The sequence below is a fragment of the Aeromonas sp. 97A genome (assembly GCF_051919185.1).
Lineage (GTDB): Bacteria > Pseudomonadota > Gammaproteobacteria > Enterobacterales > Aeromonadaceae > Aeromonas > Aeromonas veronii.
Map to the genome: position 1 here is coordinate 4,657,060 of NZ_JBQBFF010000001.1, position 16,592 is coordinate 4,673,651.

The following is a 16,592-nucleotide window of genomic DNA, read 5'->3' on the forward strand; positions in this document are numbered from 1 at the left end:
TAGCCGTTAGCCGTGAGCGTAGATGACACTCCCCCCCTTGATGGTATCTATGATGGCCCTGGCCTGCTCTTTGGGCAGGGCGGGGCAACCCCAGCTGCGGCCCAGCTTGTCATATTTGCGCAGATGGGTCGGGCTGGCATAGGCGGCGCCATGTACTACGATGGCACGCTTGCGGGCATTGCTGTTCTTGCCGGGGCTGAGTCCGTCCAGCCGCAGGGAGTAGCCATGCTTGCCCAGATAGGTTTCTGCGGTGCGATAGACGCCAAGGGAACTTTGGCGGGAGTTGAGCTGGTTGGAAAAGTGTTTTGCTGCCAGTTCACCTGAGTTGCGGCCATGACTGACCCAGGTGTGATAGAGCAGCTTGTGGCGTTTCATATCGATGACAAACAGCCTGCGCTGGGTAGATGGCTTGCTGTAATCGATGATGGTGAGAATGGGTTTTCGTTTGTGGCGCACAGTTTGATAACTGTTGAGTGCCTGACGAAAGGTCTGTTTATCCAGCTTGCCGGCCAGACCCAGTTGACGATAGAGGCTCTGATCCCAGCTGGCATCTGCCGTGCTGCTCCAGATGAGCGATATCAACAGCAGTGGCAACAACAGCCATCCGCGTTGCCAGTCTATGTTCCCGCGCGCTTGTCTCATCCGTGAATATCTCCTTGTCACTCCCTGTCAACGACGCGGATATTGCCATCAATCCGCTCGATAGTTATATGCAAGGTGCTGAAAAGGCGCAATAAAAAACCGGCCGCAGAGCGGCCGGAAGTAATTCAAACAGTAGACATTGGTATCACAGGGTATAACTGACTTCCAATTACTTAGAAGTTGTACTGCAGGGCAACCGCGACTACGTCATCGGTGTTCTTGCCCAGAGAGTTGGTGGACTTGCCATCTACGGAGTCCAGCAGGTTCAGCTTGTAATCAACGTAGGCGTTGAAGTTCTCGGTGAAGTTGTACCAGGCACCGATAGATACGTACTCGGTGTAGGTATCATCGATACCGCGAGCAGAGTCTTTCACGTCAGTGCGCAGGTAGGCCAGAGAAGGCTTGAACTTGCCGATGGTGTACTGGGCAACGGCTTCGTAGCCATCCATCTTCTCGGCGTAGCCGTTGTTGACGAACAGGTGGTCTTCACCGTGGGAGTAGGTTGCAGCCAGGTAGAGGTCGCCAGTTGCATATTTGGCGCCGAAGCCCATCAGCTTGGCATCCTTGTCGCCACCGAAGGCGGCGTAGCGAGCTTGCTCGTCAGTCTTGCCAGCCTGGTTATAGGCAGCACCCAGGCTCAGGCCCATATCGAAATCGTAGTTGGCAGATACTGCGAAGCCTTCAGCAGAACCTTTGCTATTCCAGCTTTCGCCGTTGTAGGTGTTGCCGTTGAAAGATTCAGTGATTGCACTGCGACCGGCGTTTTGCGGATCGTTGTTACCGGTGAACTGGGCACCCAGAGTCAGACCCTGATAGGTGTAGATGTACTGGGCCAGACCGTTGGTACGGCCGGTGCCGAATACTTCAGTATCTTTGCCCAGGCCGTCACCGCCCCACTCAGGCAGGACGTCGGTATAGTTGTTGACGGCCTTGGTGAACAGGCCATCCTGACGACCATAGCTGAAGGCGCCGAAACGGTCGTGCTTGATGCCGGCATACGCATAACGCAGCTCGTCGTTGTCAGAACCGGAAGTCGGCAGGTTGTACTCGGCAAAGCCGAACGCCTTCATCTCGGGAGCAATCTTGGTCTCGCCAGCAACGTGCAGACGGAAGTAGCTCTGGTCACCTTCGGAACCGTTGTCGTCAGTACCGTAGTAAGCACCTTGTGCACGGCCGCCGATTTCCAGCTTGGTATCGTTCTGGTTGTAAACGGTAGCAGCATGGGCGCCGCTCGCCAGCAGCAGGCTGGAGATGGCAATAGTCAGTGCAGACTTCTTCATATGCGTTATTCCTCTGATGTAAACACTTCCGAACTTGTTGTCGGTTCTGTGAAATCGGAAATGGTCCGATAGCCACACGGTAGGCGCTCCAACCTTGACTGGGGCTGAATCCATCGTTGTTTAATTGAGGTGGCGAGGTCGTTATCAAGACTGGATGTGACGGTTTTTGACAAGATAAAAAGAGATGAAATTCAATGAATTATTTTCTAGTGACTTTTTTGACATCAAGGCTGTTCTAAGCAACAAGGTCGATGGCTCAAGTTGTGAGCTATATCACACAGGGGAGAATGGGGCGGGGCGGGAAAAACGGGGCGGGAGCCTTGCAAGGCTCCCCCCCAGTGATCAGATGGGCTTTTGCCACAGGGTCAGCAGCAGATCCTGTTCCAGTTCATTCGGGCCCTGTTGAGCGAAAGCGTGACGCTGCTCACCGGTTGCCCGCCAGCCAAGACGGCTGGTCTCCAGAATAAAGCTGCGCATGGCCTGATCCATGGTGAGGCTGAACTGGCAGCGTTGTTGAGTCACCGGATTGAGGCCGCCGAGGGTTGGCCAGCTGAGGGGGTGTTCCATGCTCACCGGGTTGAGGCTGACCCGCAGTTGCCACTGATGACGGGGGCCAGGCTGCAGATAGAGCAGATAGCCACCGGGCGCCAGCCAGCTGACCAGCTGTTCGGTCTTGACCTTGAGATCGTTGACCAGCAGCACCTGAGCAGAGCCCGGTTGCAACGGCGCGCGAGCGGGATCGGCAATGACAAACTGGCCGTCCGGCTGTGCTTTTTTGGCGGCAAAGATGGTGTTCTTGGCGATATCAACCCCAGCAAACTGCCAGCCGGGCAGGCGCTCTGCCAGCGCGCGGCAGTAGTAGCCTTCACCGCACCCAAGATGGACCAGCTCTTGTGGGGCCAGCGGAGCGAGCAGGCTGGCCATGGCCTCGACCAGCGGCAGTTGGTGGCCGGCTTCCAGGAAATGGTGCTTGGCGCGCATCAGGGCGCGGCTGTCGCTGTCTTTGGGGTTTTTCTTGCCGGGGATGAGATCCAGATAACCTTCCGGTGCCGGATCGAAGTGATGCTTGTTGTCGCAATAGCGCCCCTGGGAGGCTTCATGAAGATGGAGCGGACTGCGGCAGCGGGAACATTGAAGGTGCATAGTAACTCTCTGGGCGAATGCCGGAACAGTGAAGGGCGTTCGGGATTATAGGGGAGAGGATCAAAAAAGGCTGCCGTAGCAGCCTTTTTTATCCCAAGGCCTCAGTCAGGCCTGCGGACGGGTCATCAGCGAGTGCCAAATACCACAATGGTCTTGCCGTGAGCAGAGATGAGCTCCTGCTCTTCCAGCATCTTCAGGATGCGGCCCACGGTTTCACGAGAGCAGCCGACGATCTGGCCGATTTCCTGACGGGTGATCTTGATCTGCATGCCATCCGGGTGGGTCATGGCATCCGGCTGTTTGGCCAGGTTGAGCAGGGTCTGGGCGATCCGGCCGGTCACATCCAGGAAGGCGAGGTTACCCACTTTCTGGCTGGTGTGTTGCAGGCGCTTGGCCATCTGGCCAGAGAGACGCATCAGAATGTCCGGGTTGACCTGGATCAGCTGGCGGAACTTCTTGTAGGAGATCTCTGCCACTTCGCAAGAGCCTTTCGCGCGAACCCAGGCGGAGCGCTCGGGGTTCTCGTTCTCCTCGAACATCCCCATCTCGCCCAGGAAATCGCCCTGGTTCAGATAGGAGAGGATCATCTCTTTGCCCTCATCGTCCTTGATCAAGACGGCCACAGTGCCCTTGACGATGTAGTAGAGGGTCTCCGCTTTTTCACCCGCATGGATCAGGGTGCTCTTGGCGGGATACTTATGAATGTGGCAGTGCGACAAGAACCATTCCAGGGTGGGATCGCTTTGCGGTTTGCCAATGACCATGAGAATTCCTCTGTAGTGTCTTTTTATGGACTTGTGCGTCCGGGCAAGCTGCCAATCTTGCCATTCCTTGTATTGGTCGCAGTAGGATAAGAGCCTTTGCCTGTGCTGACAAGGCTTTGCGGGCTTTTGACAGAGCCCTTTGAGTAATGCCTGCTGCGCCGCTTCGGCCATTCTAGGGAAGATAGAGGTCGGAGATGTTGATTTTGATCTATTTCCATCCCAACTCCCCCTGTTCGGCAGAGATAAGCGACTGGGTTATGCTAGGGATCCATCATCATGATTAACAGGAGAGAGTGCGAGATGAAAGCCAAGGTCAGCTGGGTGGAAGGGATGAAGTTTGTGGGTGAGAGTGAATCCGGTCACAAGGTGATCCTGGATGGTGCCAACCCCGGTGAGGGGGCCAGCCCGATGGAGATGATCCTGCTGGCGGTCGGTGGCTGCAGCTCCATTGATGTGGTCTCCATCCTCGAAAAAGCACGCCAGTCGGTGACCGCATGCCATGTCGATGTCAGTGGCGAACGGGTCGATAGCGTGCCCCGGGTTTTCGAGAAGATTAATCTGCACTTCGTGGTGACGGGCAAGGGATTGGCAGAGAAACAGGTGGCCAGAGCGGTGGATCTGTCGATGGAAAAATACTGTTCTGTTTCCCTGATGTTGGAAAAAGCGGTACAATTACCCATAGTTATCAAATTGTTGAAGCTTGATAACGATAGTTTCGTTGGTACCCTGGCATAAGGCCGTTACGTAAGGCCACTGCACAAGGCCATGACATAAAGCCATTACATAAGGAAAGTGCAATGAAAAAATTGATCGCTCTGCTTCCCCTTTTGGGTCTGGCGGCGTGCAGCAGCCCGCAACCTACCCAGTATCAATACAGCCAATACCAGTGTGGTGAAGAGATGCTGGCCGTTACCTATGATGCCCAGGCTGACATGGTGCAGTTCCCCTATGCCGGGGTTTATCACAAGCTGGCGCGTGTGGAGTCAGAGTCTGGCGCCAAATATTCTGACGGCCTGACCACCTTCTGGAATCAGGAGAAACAAGCTCTCCTCACCCAGAAAGGGGTCACACTGTTGACCTGTACGCTTAAATAAGTGACCACAGATAGCTGAAGGTGTGCGGCTTTGTGCCCGAGTCTGGCCTAGGCCGGATTGGGTCAATAGGTTGAGACCACAAAAAACGGCTTGCCGGGAGGCAAGCCGTTTTTCTATCCATCCGTTATCACTAAACAAGCGCTAGTTGGTGGGGACGCGATGGAGCAGCTCGGCCGCGAGCTGCTGGCTGAGAGCCTGGCGCTGGCTATCTGCAATGCTCACGTCGCTGGTCAGCTGGATGATGCTGCTCCAGACCGCTTTCTGGGTTTTGCGATCGAGCAGCACGATGGCCAGCGACCCTTTGCGCTGGTTGGCCGAGGCATATACCCCGGGTGTCATGCCAAGACGGGCGAAAATCTCGCCGTCACTCATATCCTTGCCGCCCGCGACGCCGATGGCGACCCACAGATCCGCCTCGTCAAGCGGTGCACTCTGCCACCCCTTGCTATTGAGCTCCCGGCTTACCGCCTGCTGCATTGGCTCCAGCCACTCTTCCGCCAACTCACCGGCAAATTGATACTGCTCGGCCAGGGCGTAGCGCGGGGTTGCGCCATAGGTCCAGTTGCCCATCGGACGAACCAGCATGGTGCCGGACTCCAGCGTGGGGGCCGCCGGCCCGCTGCTGCAACCGCCAAGCAGGGCGAGCAGTGCCACAGAGAGATAAGCAAGCCGCATCGTGAACTCCTTTGAATCAGGTTATTTTGCCGGTTTCGATCAATTGCTGGATGAGCGGGCGCAGGATCAGCTCCATCGCAAAGCCCATCTTGCCACCCGGCACCACTATGGTGTTCATCCGCGACATGAATGAGCCGTCGATCATCGACAGCAGGTAGGGGAAATCCACCTGCTTGATACCGCGAAACCGGATCACCAGCATACTCTCGTCCAGACTCGGGATCACCTTGGCGCTGAAGGGGTTGGAGGTATCCACCGTCGGTACTCGCTGGAAGTTGATATGGGTGCGCGAGAACTGCGGGGTGATGAAGTTGATGTAGTCATCCATGGAGCGAACGATGGAGTCGGTCACTGCCTCGCGGGAATGCCCTCGCTCCGAGGTATCGCGGATCAGCTTCTGGATCCACTCCAGGTTGACGATGGGCACTACACCTATCAGAAAATCCACGTGGCGCGCTACATTGTGATCCTCGGTGACCACGCCGCCGTGCAGCCCTTCATAAAACAGCAGATCGGTATTGCTGGGCAGATGCTGCCAGGGGGTAAAGGTGCCGGGCATCTGGTTGAAGGGCACCGCCTCGTCAAAGCTGTGCAGGTAGCGGCGATACTGGCCATTGCCATCCTGCCCATAGCCCTGAAAAAAGCTCTCCAGCAGGCCGAAGTCATTGGCCTCAGGGCCAAAATAGCTGATGTGGCGCCCCTGTTCGCGCGCCTTGCGGATCGCTACATCCATTTCCGGTCGGGTGTAGCGGTGAAAACTGTCACCTTCCACCACAGCCGCGGTATATCCCAGTTGATGGAACATGGAGCGAAAGGCGTTGGTGGAGGTGGAGGTGCCGGCACCGGACGAACCGGTAACGGCAATAATGGGGTGCTTGGCCGACATGGGATTCTCTCTTCCTTGGGAATTCCGTTATAAGGTCCGGATTGCGGTTGGGTCAAGACTGCTCGATGAAGCGGTCTTTCATCACGATATTCACCGATTCGTGCAGCTCGCTATAGACGATGACAGCTTTGCCTTGCTGTAATTGTTCTCTCACTGCATCGACTTTGACGCCAAGCGGGACATCCTGCTCTCCATATTCGGTTCCCTCCTGCAACACAAAGTGTTCGATCAGGTTGGTCAGGGTGTCGCCGTCCAGTTCTTGCCAGGGAATGATCATTTAAAGGTCTCACAGCAAAAGAGGTGATCGTCAGGCTATTGTTGTGTTGAATCCCGCGAATGCAATCACTTTTTACCTTTTCACCGGAGTCTGAGAGATGTTGTCTGAAGCGCAGCGCAGCGCGCCGTTAACCCTGACTGAGCATCTGGACAGCGCACGTCGAGAGGCGATTGCCCGAGGCATGGTGTGGTTCTGGTTGTTGAACTGGCTGGTGGTGTTGTTTCTTTCGATACGCTATGAGGTTTACAGCCAGGTCGGGCTCGCCAGTGATGACAGCTTGCCCTGGCGCTTTCAGAGTGAGTTGGCCCTGGTTATGGTGGTGCTATTGCTGCTACCCGTTGTCAGCCTGTTTTGTGACCATCTGCAGGATCGCCTCTGGTTACGGATGGCTGCACTGGTGACGGTGCTATGGGGCGGACTCTGGACGCTGCACATCTACACGATTGGTCAGGTGGAGCTGCGGGGAGGGGTCAGCTATGCCAACGGGATCATGCGGCTCAACCTGCTGGCTGCGCTCATCGCGTTTTATCCAGATCGCAAGGTTTTTTATGGCTATCTCTTGGGCCCGATGACGGTGGGGGTGGGGTTGGAGCTCTTTTTACGCGTTGATTTTCCCCAGATCTACCTGCTTGGCGTGTTGTTTGGCGTGATTGCGCTGGAGGTCGGCCGCCGTATGCTGTACCGCTGGTTTGAGTTGGCGATCATGCGTGAGCATGAAAATCTGACGCTGCTGCGCAAACTTGATCAGCTCGCCAAGCAAGATCCTCTGACCGGTGTCGCCAATCGGCGGCATTTCAATATCGAGTTGGATCGCGCGTTGGCCCATAGCCAGGAGAGCGGCGCTCCGCTATCGCTCATCCTGATCGATGTGGACTATTTCAAGCGCTTCAACGACCACTACGGCCATCAGGTGGGGGATATGTGTCTCAAAGAGGTGGCACAAGCGCTCAACCGTGCGGTACGCACGCCATCTGATCTGGTTGCCCGCTATGGCGGGGAGGAGTTTGTGCTGCTGCTGCCCAATACCGACCGTCAGGCGGCGGCCAGCGTGGCGCAGCGGCTGCAAGATGGCCTGGCCAGCCTGCAGCTGGAGCATCTGGCGTCTGATGTTGCCCCCTGGGTGACTGTGAGTCAGGGGATTGCCAGCAATGTCTCCGGCGAAGAGGTGAGCCAGTTGCTGGAGCGGGCCGATCAGGCGCTCTATCGGGCCAAGGAGTCGGGACGCAATCAGTTCTGTGTTGCAGAGTGACTCTGTTCGGCAATCCAGCGACTGATCCGTTCATCCAGCCAAAACCGTGGCCGCCAGGGCGTGCCGTGCAGAAAGCCGACATGGCCGCCACGCTGGCTCAACTCATAGCGCACCGTGGGCGAGAGTTGCTCCGGCCGGGGAATGACCGCGTGTGACATAAAGGGATCGTCGGCGGCGTGCAGGATCAGGGTAGGGATGGGGATCTGAGTCAGCAGCGGTAGTCCCGAGCAGCTCTGGTAGTAGTGGATGGCGCTGTGAAAGCCGTGCAGCGGCGCGGTAACCAGCTCGTCAAAATCGCGCAGGGTGGCAATCTGCTCCACTTGTCGAGGTTGCCAGCGTTCACTCGCTTTCTGCTGCTGGCTGATCTTGTTGAGCAGGTTGCGGCGCATGGTGCGCAGCAGATAGTTCTGATAGACCTTCGAGAAGCCCTGATTGACCCGCTCTGCGCAGCTTGCCAGTTGCAGCGGGGCCGAGACCACCACCGCCGCTTTCAATGCCGCAGGACAGGCCCGTGCCAGCAGATTGACCAGCATATTGCCACCCAGTGAAAAGCCGATGGCGATCAGCGGTTTGCCCGGGAAGCGCTGGCTCAGCTCGGCAATCAGCTCCTGCGCATCACCGATGGCGCCGGAGTGATAGGCCTGCAGGTGGCGATTGGGCTCGCCGCTGCAACCGCGAAAGTGCATAAGCACAGCCTCTCTGCCCTCTTGCTGCAGATGGGCGAACAATCCCTTGGCATAGTGGGAGTGAATGCTCCCCTCCAGCCCGTGAAACACCACTACCAGCGGCCGTTCATCAAGGCTGACCTCCCCGCTCCAGGCGAGGTCGACAAAGTCCCCATCCTGCAGTTCAAACCGCTCCGCCACAAAACGGGCTGGGGTGCGGCGCAGCCATTTGGGCAATATGGTCTGCAGATGAGGATTGCGTGCCCACCAGGGGGCGTGGAAGTGGCTCTCGGTCAGCATGGGGTCAGTCGGTCTGGGTCGAAGATAAGGAGGACGGGAGGCGTGTTCCTCCCGCCAGTCATTGGCTTATTTCAGCAAGCGATCGTGATGTTCGGCGCCGCGCAACATGGCCTGGATCAGCTCATTGGCCTCGAACTTGGTCAGCGCCTCATGAGCACCCACCTGATGGGCTCGCTCCACACTGATCTCGCTGGAGAGGGAGGTGTGCAGGATGATGTAGGCCCCCGCCAGTTTGCTGTCGCTCTGCACCTCGAAGGCCAGCTCGTAGCCATCAAGCCCCGGCATCTCGATATCGCTCACCAGAATGTCGATCGGGGTCTTCTGGCTCGCCCGCGTCTGCATCAGGGCCAGTGCATCCTTGCCATTGGTGCAGACCTCATAGGGGATATTGATGTAGTCGAGGGCGGCCATCAGCTGACGGCGAGCGACCGAGGAGTCATCGACCAGCAGGATCCGCATCGGCTTGATCCGTTCCCGCTGCACATCGGTCAGCACCGGATAGAGGTGGCTCGGATCATCCGGATAGACCCGGGAGAGGATCAGCTCCACATCCAGCAGCTGGATCAGCTGGTCATTGACCCGGGTCACGCCGGTTACGAACACATTGTGGCCGAGGGAGGCAGGGGGCGATTCGATATCGCGCCAGTTGCACTCGGTGATCTTGTCGATGCCCCGTACCAGAAAACCCACCAGAGTGCGGCGGCAGTCGGTAATGATGATGAAGCAGTGGGGCATCTCCTCCTTGCTGATGGGGCGATAGCCCACCGCCATCGCCATGTCGATCACCGGAATGGTGGAGCCGCGCATATTGGCGGCCCCCAACACGGTCGGGTGCGAGTGCGGCATTGCCGTCAGCTGGGTGTAGGGCACTATCTCCTTCACCTTGAGGGTACCGATGGCAAAGGATTGTTTGGCTGAAAGGTGAAACAGCAACATGCCCTGGGATTGATTGGCTTTGCTCGTCATGGCAGATGTCCTGTTGGTCGAAACGTTGGCAGTCACTTCAGGCCTCTAGCATAAAGGATTACGGGGGGAATGGCCCTTCCTTGTTAACGACCATCTGGTAAAAAACTGGACTCATTCAGCCAATTTCGTTGGCACACTCACACCGGCGTCCGGTTATTGATCGCTATCCTCGCCAACGCCCCACTGCTGGCAGGCCGCTTGCAATGCGGCCTCATCGGCATAACCCAGCTTGCTGGCCACCTGTGCGGGTTTGCTGCCGCCCTTGAGCAATCTGAGCGCCTGCAGCAGCTGCCACTGTTGTTGCAATTCACTCCCTTCCACCGGAGTATCGGCATGTTGTGCCCACAGTTGCAGAGACTCAGGCTGGCCATTGGACAGCGCTTGCCAGCAGGCTTGCAGCTCACCGTGACCCTGCTGGCTGATGGCGCACTGTTGCAGCTCATCCAGGATCACCTGCAGTCGCTGACCGTAGGCCCCTTGCCACTCTTTCGGACGTTGCCACCGGGCCAGAGAGTCGAGCAGGGCATCGAGCAGCGGGGTGGCCTGCAGCCAGCCAGCTTGCTGCGGCTGAGCCACGCGCAAAGAGACGCTCAGCTGATCGTACTCGCAACCGCTGAGGGGGCTGAAGGCCGCGAGGGCATCGGCGCAGAGCCAGAAGCTGCTGCCTGCCGGCAGCAACAGCTCATGTTGGCCCAGTCTCAGCAGCGCGGCGCCCTGGGTGATCCGCAACAACTGCCCGACCGGAGTTCGTTTGCGGTTGCCGGCGTGCAGGCCCTGGCAGGAAAAATGGTGATACTCGATGGCGTGATGCATGTAAAAACCCTGATATGATGCTGCCTGGAGGTAACAAATATGGAAACCAGACGTAAAAAACGCTTCATTGCCGGTGCGGTTTGCCCAGCGTGCGGCAAATTGGACAACATGATGCTGTATCTGGAGCATGGAGTCGAGAAGGTGACCTGCGTCGCCTGTGGCGATACCCAGGTACAAACACCCGCCGAGGTCGACAAGCAGACTCGCGAGGCGGAAGAGGTGATCGGGGTGTTTCGCCCCTGATAAGGGAACGGCGGGTGGAGTGCGGGTCTCCTCGCTGACGCTGTTGCCGTTTTTTTCATCACTCTGTGGCGCGGCACGGCATATGCGCGGCCCGCTTTTTAGGGTATTCTGAGCCCGTTTTTTTCTATCCGCAGGATCCTGACATGAAAGTAGCTCCTCTGAGCGTGGTTACGCTGGAATACACAGTCACCGACGAGCACGGTGAAGTCATCGACAGCACTGTCGGCAAAGAGCCGCTGGTCTATCTGCACGGCACCCGTTACCTGGTCTCAGGCCTGGAAGCCGAGCTGGAAGGTCGCGCGGTAGGTGAAGCCTTCGAAGTGACTCTGGCACCGAGCCAGGCCTACGGCGAATATGACGAGACACTGGTACAAGAAGTACCGGGCGAGCTGTTCGACGGCATGGAAGTCTCCGAAGGGGATACTTTTGTGGCTGAAACCGACGATGGTCACCGTCCGGTGACCGTGGTTGAAGTGTCCGAAGAGTTCGTCAAGGTAGATGGCAACCATCCGCTGGCTGGCGTGACTCTGGGCTTCAAGGTCGAGATCAAGGACGTGCGCGCCGCCACTGCCGAAGAGCTGGCTCACGGCCACGTTCACGGTGCCGGTGGTTGCGGTCACGATCACGGTCATGACCACGATCACGGCGGCTGCTGTGGCGGTCATGGTCACGACCACGATGAGGATCACGGCCACGGCGGTTGCTGCGGTGGTGCTGGCCACGGTCACGATCATGGTCACGACCACGGTGACGACCATGGTCACGGCGGCTGCTGCGGTGGCGGCGGTTGTGGTGGCAAAGGCCATCACCACTGATCACGGCCATGCCGATGATAAGAAATCTGCCGTAGGAGTCATACCGAGCAATTAATGCTCATTAATTGCTCCTCCTTGGATGATGAAATCCGAAGCCGGTTGTTCTGGCTTCGGATTTTTTATGTCTGTCAAATAGGCTCGCGGCTTTTCCCAAGCTAACAGGGCCGCTTATTTTTGGTTAATGCTCAGATTATTCCCTCTCGGTTCCGCGATGGGGCTTTTGTGCGGAGCGCAAACGCCATCTGCAAACGAGTCATCAAATCGGTGTCTTCATCAGCACAATATGACCAAGTTACTTCATGTTCCAACAGCTATAACGAGCCAGCGTCAGTCTCTATTTGGTCTCGTTGTGCCCCATAAAAAAATAGCCAGTCAGGCTTAACTGACTGGCTATTGCCTAGTGACTAACTGATAGGCTCGAAGCCTTACAGCTGCTCGATACCGACGATATGCCAAGGGGCATTGTTCTTGGCCAGATCGCGCTCGAGGTGCCACACCTCTTTGATGTCTTCTTCGACCTGCTCCTGACGGTCCATGTAGCGGCCGCTGAAGCGCACGCTCACCTGAGCCCAGTCGCTGCCGTAGTCGGCGCGTACCAGCTGGGTATCGACGTACATTACTTCTGTGTGCTGGTCGCCAGTCAGTTCGGCGCGCTCGGCTTTGAGCTGCTCAAACAGCTCGGGGCTGACGTACTCGCGCACCTTTTCCAGATCGTTCTTGTTCCACGCCTCTTGCAGGGTGCGATAGTGATCGCGGGCACCGGCCAGGAAGCTGTTCATGTCAAAGCCCGGCGGCAGGCGGAACGGCACGTCGCTGTCGGCAAAGCCGGTGGCTTGCGGTGCGCTGTTGCTCTGCTCAAACTGCTGCGGGGCCGCAGATTGCGGTGGCTGATAGCCCGCATAGGCCGCCTGTTGTGGCTGTGGCGTCGCGACCTTGCCCTTGCGCAGGGTACGGATCAGGAAGACAGCACCCAGCGCCAGCAGTGCGATCAGCAGGAAGTCCATTCCTTGCAAACCTTCAAAGGCACCGCTGCCCAGCAGGTAGGCAAACAGGCCGCCAGCCAGCAGGCCGCCCAGCAGGCCACCCATCATGCCGCTCTTTTTCGGCGGAGTCTGGGCATTCAGTGTCGGATTCTTGTTGTCGACCGGTTTGGCCGCAGGCTGGGCCGGCGCAGTTTTGTAACTTTTACCAAAGGATTTGCCGCCGCCAAACTTCTTGGCTTCGGCGTGAGGTGCCCCCAGGCCAATGGCCAGGATCACGGCAAACAGGGTCAGCATCTTTTTCATTTTGACTCTTTTCACTCTCGTCTGTGGGTGGGGCATGCTCCGCTTTGGCAAGCTCAGCAAGGCGCATGGCAGGCTGCCTGTCCCTAATTGTGTCGCAGCTTGTATTCATCAATATCACCTCTGGCATGAATTATTCATGAACGAGGTTGCCGCGATGCGGCGTCAAACAAGAGGAGTAAACCGGATGAAAAGCAGAAGATTGAGTCGCAAGGAGCGCAAAATGCGAAGCAAAATCAAAATGGTCAAGGTAGAGCAGACTCTGGTTTGGCCCTTTATGATGGTATGAGCCGCCAGATAGGGCTCGCCGTAGTTGGCTTTCTTTTGTAAAATTCCCGTCCCCTTCCCGCTGCGGTTTTTATGTGTATGGCAGAGCAAGTGACGGCGAAAAAAGACGCCAAGACACAACAGCTGAAAGTTCCTCCCCACTCTTTTGAGGCCGAACAGTCCGTACTGGGCGGCCTGATGCTGGATAATGACGCCTGGGATCGGGTTGCCGAACGGGTGATCGATCAGGATTTCTACAGCCGCCCGCACCGGTTGATCTTCCAGGCCATGACCCGCCTCTCCAACGCGGGCAACCCCATCGACCTCATCACCCTGCAGGAGGAGCTGGAACGCTCCGAACAGCTGGAAGAGGCGGGCGGCTTCGCCTATCTGGTGGAGATCGCCAAGAACACCCCGAGTGCTGCCAACATCAACGCCTACGCCGAAATCGTGCGTGAGCGGGCGGTCGTACGGGAGATGATCTCGGTCGCCAACGAGATAGTCGAAGCAGGCTACGAGCCACAGGGCCGTACGTCCGGCGATCTGCTCGATCTGGCCGAGAGCAAGGTATTCAAGATTGCCGAGCAGCGCACCAGCGCCAACGAGGGGCCCCAGCCCCTGAAGCTGATCCTCGAGCAGACCGTCGACAAGATTGAAGAGCTGTTCAAGACCCCCCACAACGGGGTGACCGGGGTATCGAGCGGTTACAACGATCTCGACAAGATGACCGCCGGTTTGCAGCGTTCGGATTTGATCATCGTGGCGGCCCGTCCTTCCATGGGCAAGACCACCTTTGCCATGAACCTCTGTGAGCATGCGGCCCTCACGGCCGACAAGCCGGTGCTTATCTTCTCGCTGGAGATGCCCTCCGAGCAGATCATCATGCGTATGCTTGCCTCGGTCGGTCGCATCGACCAGACCAAGGTGCGTACCGGTCAGCTCGACGACGAGGATTGGGCACGCCTCTCCTCCACCATGGGATTGCTGCTGGAGAAGGGCAAGATGTATATCGATGACGCCTCCGGCCTCACTCCGACCGATGTACGTTCCCGTGCCCGTCGGGTGGCACGCGAGCACGGTGGCCTATCCATGATCATGGTGGACTACCTGCAGCTGATGCGGGTGCCAGCGCTCTCTGACAACCGTACCCTGGAGATCGGCGAGATCTCCCGCTCCCTCAAGGCCTTGGCGAAAGAGCTGCAGTGCCCTGTGGTGGCGCTCTCCCAGCTGAACCGAAGCCTGGAACAGCGGGCCGACAAGCGCCCGGTCAACTCGGACCTTCGTGAATCGGGTTCCATCGAGCAGGATGCGGATTTGATCATGTTTATCTATCGTGATGAGGTTTATCACGATGACAGCCCGGACAAGGGGATTGCAGAGATCATCATCGGCAAGCAGCGTAACGGCCCCATCGGCCGTGTGCGTCTCACCTTCCAGGGTCAGTTCTCCCGGTTCGACAACTACGCCGGTCCGGCGTTTGATGACGACTATTGATGTAAACCCAAGGTGATGGCGGTTTCGTCATTACCACGACTGCCCTGATCGACAGCCAGTCATTGGTTGCTGCTCAGGGCCTGTTTTCCCGGTTCGACAATTATGCCGGTCCGGCCTTCGACGACGATAAGTGAGTGGCGGTCTTCGGCCCGATGAGGGGGAGACCATTTGTGCCCTCGTAAGGGAAAACCATGAAAGCGGCTACTGCCCAAATCAATACTGCGGCCTTGCGCCACAACCTCGCCGTGGTCAAGCGCCACGCTCCCGCTTGCAAGATCATCGCTGTGGTCAAGGCCAACGCCTATGGCCACGGACTGCTGCCGGTCGCCCGCACCCTGGTGGATGCGGATGCCTATGCGGTGGCCCGTATCGAAGAGGCGCTGATGCTGCGCTCCTGCGCCGTGGTCAAGCCCATCGTGCTGCTGGAGGGCTTCTTCTCCGCCGACGACCTGCCGGTGCTGGCGGCCAACAACCTGCAGACGGCGGTTCACACCTGGGAGCAGCTCGAAGCGCTGGAGCAAGTCGAGCTGCCAGCCCCCGTGGTGGCCTGGCTCAAGCTCGACACCGGCATGCACCGCCTCGGGGTGCGTGCCGACGAGATGCCCGCCTTTATCGAACGACTCGGCAAGTGCAAGAACGTGGTGCAGCCGTTCAACATCATGACCCACTTCAGCCGCTCCGATGAGCTGGAGCAGCCCACCACCCGCGAGCAGATCGACCTCTTCAGCAAGTTGACCGCACCGCTGGCGGGCGAGCGGGCCATGGCCAACTCGGCGGGCATTCTGGCCTGGCCAGACTCCCACTGCGACTGGGTTCGCCCCGGTGTCATCCTCTATGGCGTCTCCCCGTTCCCCAACACGGTAGCGGCCGATTATGACCTGCAGCCGGTGATGACCTTGAAAACCCAGCTGATTGCAGTGCGGGATCACAAGGCGGGCGAGCCGGTGGGCTATGGCGCCAACTGGGTGTCAGAGCGCGATACCCGGCTCGGGGTGATCGCCATCGGCTACGGTGACGGTTATCCGCGCATGGCGCCCAATGGCACTTCCGTGCTGATCAACGGCCGCATCGTGCCGCTGGTGGGGCGTGTCTCCATGGATATGAGCACGGTCGATCTTGGGCCCGGCGCAACCGACAAGGCCGGTGACGAGGCGGTACTGTGGGGCGAGGGGTTGCCGGTGGAGCGGGTGGCCGACGAGATTGGCACTATCCCCTACGAGCTCATCACCAAACTCACCTCCCGCGTCTTTATGGAGTACGTCTGATGTGGCAGCAGTGCCTGCTGACTCTGAAGCCCCGTTCACGGGGCTTTCATCTGGTGACTGACGAGCTGGTGGCCAAGCTGCCGATGCTGGCCGATTACCGAATTGGCATGGCGCACCTGCTGCTGCAACATACCTCCGCCTCGCTCACCCTCAACGAGAATTGCGACCCCAGCGTGCGCAGCGATATGGAGGCCCATCTGCACCGGCTGGCGCCGGAAGATGCCCCTTACTATCGCCACACCTATGAGGGGGCGGATGACATGCCCGCCCACATCAAATCCTCCCTGCTCGGGGTGAGCCTGCTACTGCCGATCCGTGACGGTCAGCTGGCACTTGGCACCTGGCAGGGGATCTGGCTTGGCGAACATCGCGTCGATGGCGGTGCCCGCAAGGTGCTGGTGACCCTGCAGGGTGAGTAATCAGGCTGCAACCAGCTGAAAGATGACGATAAAAAAGAGGGATGGCATTGAG

Annotated in this window: 18 protein-coding genes and 1 pseudogene; 8 read left to right on the top strand and 11 right to left on the bottom strand. The window is 58.1% G+C overall.

Translation table 11 applies throughout. The features are described from left to right. Positions 1-6: 6 nt before the first annotated feature. The 4 genes from ACTG27_RS21400 to crp form a co-directional block, all read right to left on the bottom strand. Positions 7-642, bottom strand: a complete 636-nt coding sequence (locus ACTG27_RS21400) for a murein L,D-transpeptidase catalytic domain family protein (protein ID WP_005354246.1) — start codon at positions 640-642, stop codon at positions 7-9. Between the two features lie 173 nt (positions 643-815). Beyond that, positions 816-1,922: a porin gene (locus ACTG27_RS21405; protein ID WP_043820833.1), complete on the bottom strand. Its 1,107-nt coding sequence runs from the start codon at positions 1,920-1,922 to the stop codon at positions 816-818. Positions 1,923-2,264: 342 nt separating this feature from the next. Further along, on the bottom strand, positions 2,265-3,065 hold the full coding sequence (locus ACTG27_RS21410; RefSeq protein WP_439980409.1) for a putative RNA methyltransferase: 801 nt from the start codon (positions 3,063-3,065) through the stop codon (positions 2,265-2,267). A 125-nt stretch (positions 3,066-3,190) separates the two neighbouring features. Further along, on the bottom strand, positions 3,191-3,829 hold the full coding sequence (crp, locus tag ACTG27_RS21415) for a cAMP-activated global transcriptional regulator CRP (protein WP_005335304.1): 639 nt from the start codon (positions 3,827-3,829) through the stop codon (positions 3,191-3,193). 300 nt (positions 3,830-4,129) lie between these two features. On the opposite strand from crp, the pseudogene ACTG27_RS21420 reads away from it, so the two are divergent. Together ACTG27_RS21420 and ACTG27_RS21425 are read left to right on the top strand one after the other, a co-directional pair. Then, positions 4,130-4,533 (top strand): annotated as a pseudogene (locus tag ACTG27_RS21420) (OsmC family protein). A gap of 93 nt (positions 4,534-4,626) precedes the next feature. Continuing rightward, a complete protein-coding gene (locus tag ACTG27_RS21425; RefSeq protein WP_005348285.1) occupies positions 4,627-4,923 on the top strand; it encodes an MliC family protein in 297 nt (98 codons plus the stop codon). Positions 4,924-5,064: 141 nt separating this feature from the next. Here the strand turns inward: ACTG27_RS21425 and ACTG27_RS21430 are convergent, their stop codons facing one another. Genes ACTG27_RS21430 through ACTG27_RS21440 form a run of 3 tightly spaced genes read right to left on the bottom strand, consistent with a single transcriptional unit; the run spans position 5,065 to position 6,761 of the window. Next, positions 5,065-5,598 (bottom strand): DUF4136 domain-containing protein, encoded by a 534-nt coding sequence (locus tag ACTG27_RS21430; protein ID WP_439980411.1) that lies wholly within the window; start codon positions 5,596-5,598, stop codon positions 5,065-5,067. A 16-nt stretch (positions 5,599-5,614) separates the two neighbouring features. Further along, positions 5,615-6,484 (bottom strand): phosphoribulokinase, encoded by an 870-nt coding sequence (locus tag ACTG27_RS21435; RefSeq protein WP_005335299.1) that lies wholly within the window; start codon positions 6,482-6,484, stop codon positions 5,615-5,617. Between the two features lie 52 nt (positions 6,485-6,536). Then, the gene (locus ACTG27_RS21440; protein WP_005335298.1) at positions 6,537-6,761 is read right to left on the bottom strand and encodes a YheU family protein; all 225 of its coding nucleotides are present in this window, start codon (positions 6,759-6,761) and stop codon (positions 6,537-6,539) included. A 97-nt stretch (positions 6,762-6,858) separates the two neighbouring features. Between ACTG27_RS21440 and ACTG27_RS21445 the strand changes: the two genes are divergently transcribed. Continuing rightward, positions 6,859-8,010, top strand: coding sequence for a membrane-associated sensor domain-containing protein (locus tag ACTG27_RS21445; protein WP_439980413.1), 1,152 nt, complete (start codon positions 6,859-6,861; stop codon positions 8,008-8,010). Here the strand turns inward: ACTG27_RS21445 and ACTG27_RS21450 are convergent. The 3 genes from ACTG27_RS21450 to ACTG27_RS21460 form a co-directional block, all read right to left on the bottom strand. After that, positions 7,989-8,975, bottom strand: a complete 987-nt coding sequence (locus tag ACTG27_RS21450) for a hydrolase (protein WP_439980415.1) — start codon at positions 8,973-8,975, stop codon at positions 7,989-7,991. The genes ACTG27_RS21445 and ACTG27_RS21450 overlap by 22 nt on opposite strands. A 66-nt stretch (positions 8,976-9,041) precedes the next feature. Then, positions 9,042-9,941, bottom strand: coding sequence for a chemotaxis protein (locus tag ACTG27_RS21455; RefSeq protein ID WP_439980417.1), 900 nt, complete (start codon positions 9,939-9,941; stop codon positions 9,042-9,044). Positions 9,942-10,094: 153 nt separating this feature from the next. Beyond that, complete coding sequence (locus tag ACTG27_RS21460) at positions 10,095-10,754, bottom strand: hypothetical protein (RefSeq protein ID WP_439980419.1); 660 nt, start codon at positions 10,752-10,754, stop codon at positions 10,095-10,097. Between the two features lie 39 nt (positions 10,755-10,793). Here ACTG27_RS21460 and ACTG27_RS21465 point away from each other — a divergent pair, with 39 nt between their 5' ends. Both ACTG27_RS21465 and slyD read left to right on the top strand, forming a co-directional pair. After that, positions 10,794-10,997: a YheV family putative zinc ribbon protein gene (locus ACTG27_RS21465; protein WP_005335287.1), complete on the top strand. Its 204-nt coding sequence runs from the start codon at positions 10,794-10,796 to the stop codon at positions 10,995-10,997. Positions 10,998-11,140: 143 nt separating this feature from the next. Next, positions 11,141-11,812, top strand: a complete 672-nt coding sequence (gene slyD / locus ACTG27_RS21470) for a peptidylprolyl isomerase (protein WP_100645229.1) — start codon at positions 11,141-11,143, stop codon at positions 11,810-11,812. Positions 11,813-12,237: 425 nt separating this feature from the next. Here the strand turns inward: slyD and ACTG27_RS21475 are convergent, their stop codons facing one another. Continuing rightward, positions 12,238-13,098: a Tim44 domain-containing protein gene (locus tag ACTG27_RS21475; protein WP_005335275.1), complete on the bottom strand. Its 861-nt coding sequence runs from the start codon at positions 13,096-13,098 to the stop codon at positions 12,238-12,240. A 363-nt stretch (positions 13,099-13,461) separates the two neighbouring features. Here ACTG27_RS21475 and dnaB point away from each other — a divergent pair, with 363 nt between their 5' ends. The 3 genes from dnaB (at position 13,462) to ACTG27_RS21490 (ending at position 16,540) form a co-directional block, all read left to right on the top strand. Beyond that, positions 13,462-14,856: a replicative DNA helicase gene (gene dnaB / locus ACTG27_RS21480; protein WP_026035132.1), complete on the top strand. Its 1,395-nt coding sequence runs from the start codon at positions 13,462-13,464 to the stop codon at positions 14,854-14,856. Positions 14,857-15,047: 191 nt separating this feature from the next. Then, a complete protein-coding gene (alr, locus tag ACTG27_RS21485; RefSeq protein ID WP_033114623.1) occupies positions 15,048-16,121 on the top strand; it encodes an alanine racemase in 1,074 nt (357 codons plus the stop codon). Continuing rightward, entirely contained in the window at positions 16,121-16,540 is a 420-nt protein-coding gene (locus tag ACTG27_RS21490; protein ID WP_033114624.1) for a secondary thiamine-phosphate synthase enzyme YjbQ, read from the top strand. Before alr ends, ACTG27_RS21490 begins: the two co-directional genes overlap by 1 nt. Positions 16,541-16,592: the final 52 nt, after the last annotated feature.

Bases quoted from the DNA above. Each gene is read 5' to 3' on its own strand.
- ACTG27_RS21400 (WP_005354246.1), bottom strand. From the start codon at position 642: ATGAGACAAGCGCGCGGGAACATAGACTGGCAACGCGGATGGCTGTTG.
- ACTG27_RS21405 (WP_043820833.1), bottom strand. From the start codon at position 1,922: ATGAAGAAGTCTGCACTGACTATTGCCATCTCCAGCCTGCTGCTGGCG.
- ACTG27_RS21410 (WP_439980409.1), bottom strand. From the start codon at position 3,065: ATGCACCTTCAATGTTCCCGCTGCCGCAGTCCGCTCCATCTTCATGAA.
- crp (WP_005335304.1), bottom strand. From the start codon at position 3,829: ATGGTCATTGGCAAACCGCAAAGCGATCCCACCCTGGAATGGTTCTTG.
- ACTG27_RS21425 (WP_005348285.1), top strand. From the start codon at position 4,627: ATGAAAAAATTGATCGCTCTGCTTCCCCTTTTGGGTCTGGCGGCGTGC.
- ACTG27_RS21430 (WP_439980411.1), bottom strand. From the start codon at position 5,598: ATGCGGCTTGCTTATCTCTCTGTGGCACTGCTCGCCCTGCTTGGCGGT.
- ACTG27_RS21435 (WP_005335299.1), bottom strand. From the start codon at position 6,484: ATGTCGGCCAAGCACCCCATTATTGCCGTTACCGGTTCGTCCGGTGCC.
- ACTG27_RS21440 (WP_005335298.1), bottom strand. From the start codon at position 6,761: ATGATCATTCCCTGGCAAGAACTGGACGGCGACACCCTGACCAACCTG.
- ACTG27_RS21445 (WP_439980413.1), top strand. From the start codon at position 6,859: ATGTTGTCTGAAGCGCAGCGCAGCGCGCCGTTAACCCTGACTGAGCAT.
- ACTG27_RS21450 (WP_439980415.1), bottom strand. From the start codon at position 8,975: ATGCTGACCGAGAGCCACTTCCACGCCCCCTGGTGGGCACGCAATCCT.
- ACTG27_RS21455 (WP_439980417.1), bottom strand. From the start codon at position 9,941: ATGACGAGCAAAGCCAATCAATCCCAGGGCATGTTGCTGTTTCACCTT.
- ACTG27_RS21460 (WP_439980419.1), bottom strand. From the start codon at position 10,754: ATGCATCACGCCATCGAGTATCACCATTTTTCCTGCCAGGGCCTGCAC.
- ACTG27_RS21465 (WP_005335287.1), top strand. From the start codon at position 10,794: ATGGAAACCAGACGTAAAAAACGCTTCATTGCCGGTGCGGTTTGCCCA.
- slyD (WP_100645229.1), top strand. From the start codon at position 11,141: ATGAAAGTAGCTCCTCTGAGCGTGGTTACGCTGGAATACACAGTCACC.
- ACTG27_RS21475 (WP_005335275.1), bottom strand. From the start codon at position 13,098: ATGAAAAAGATGCTGACCCTGTTTGCCGTGATCCTGGCCATTGGCCTG.
- dnaB (WP_026035132.1), top strand. From the start codon at position 13,462: ATGGCAGAGCAAGTGACGGCGAAAAAAGACGCCAAGACACAACAGCTG.
- alr (WP_033114623.1), top strand. From the start codon at position 15,048: ATGAAAGCGGCTACTGCCCAAATCAATACTGCGGCCTTGCGCCACAAC.
- ACTG27_RS21490 (WP_033114624.1), top strand. From the start codon at position 16,121: ATGTGGCAGCAGTGCCTGCTGACTCTGAAGCCCCGTTCACGGGGCTTT.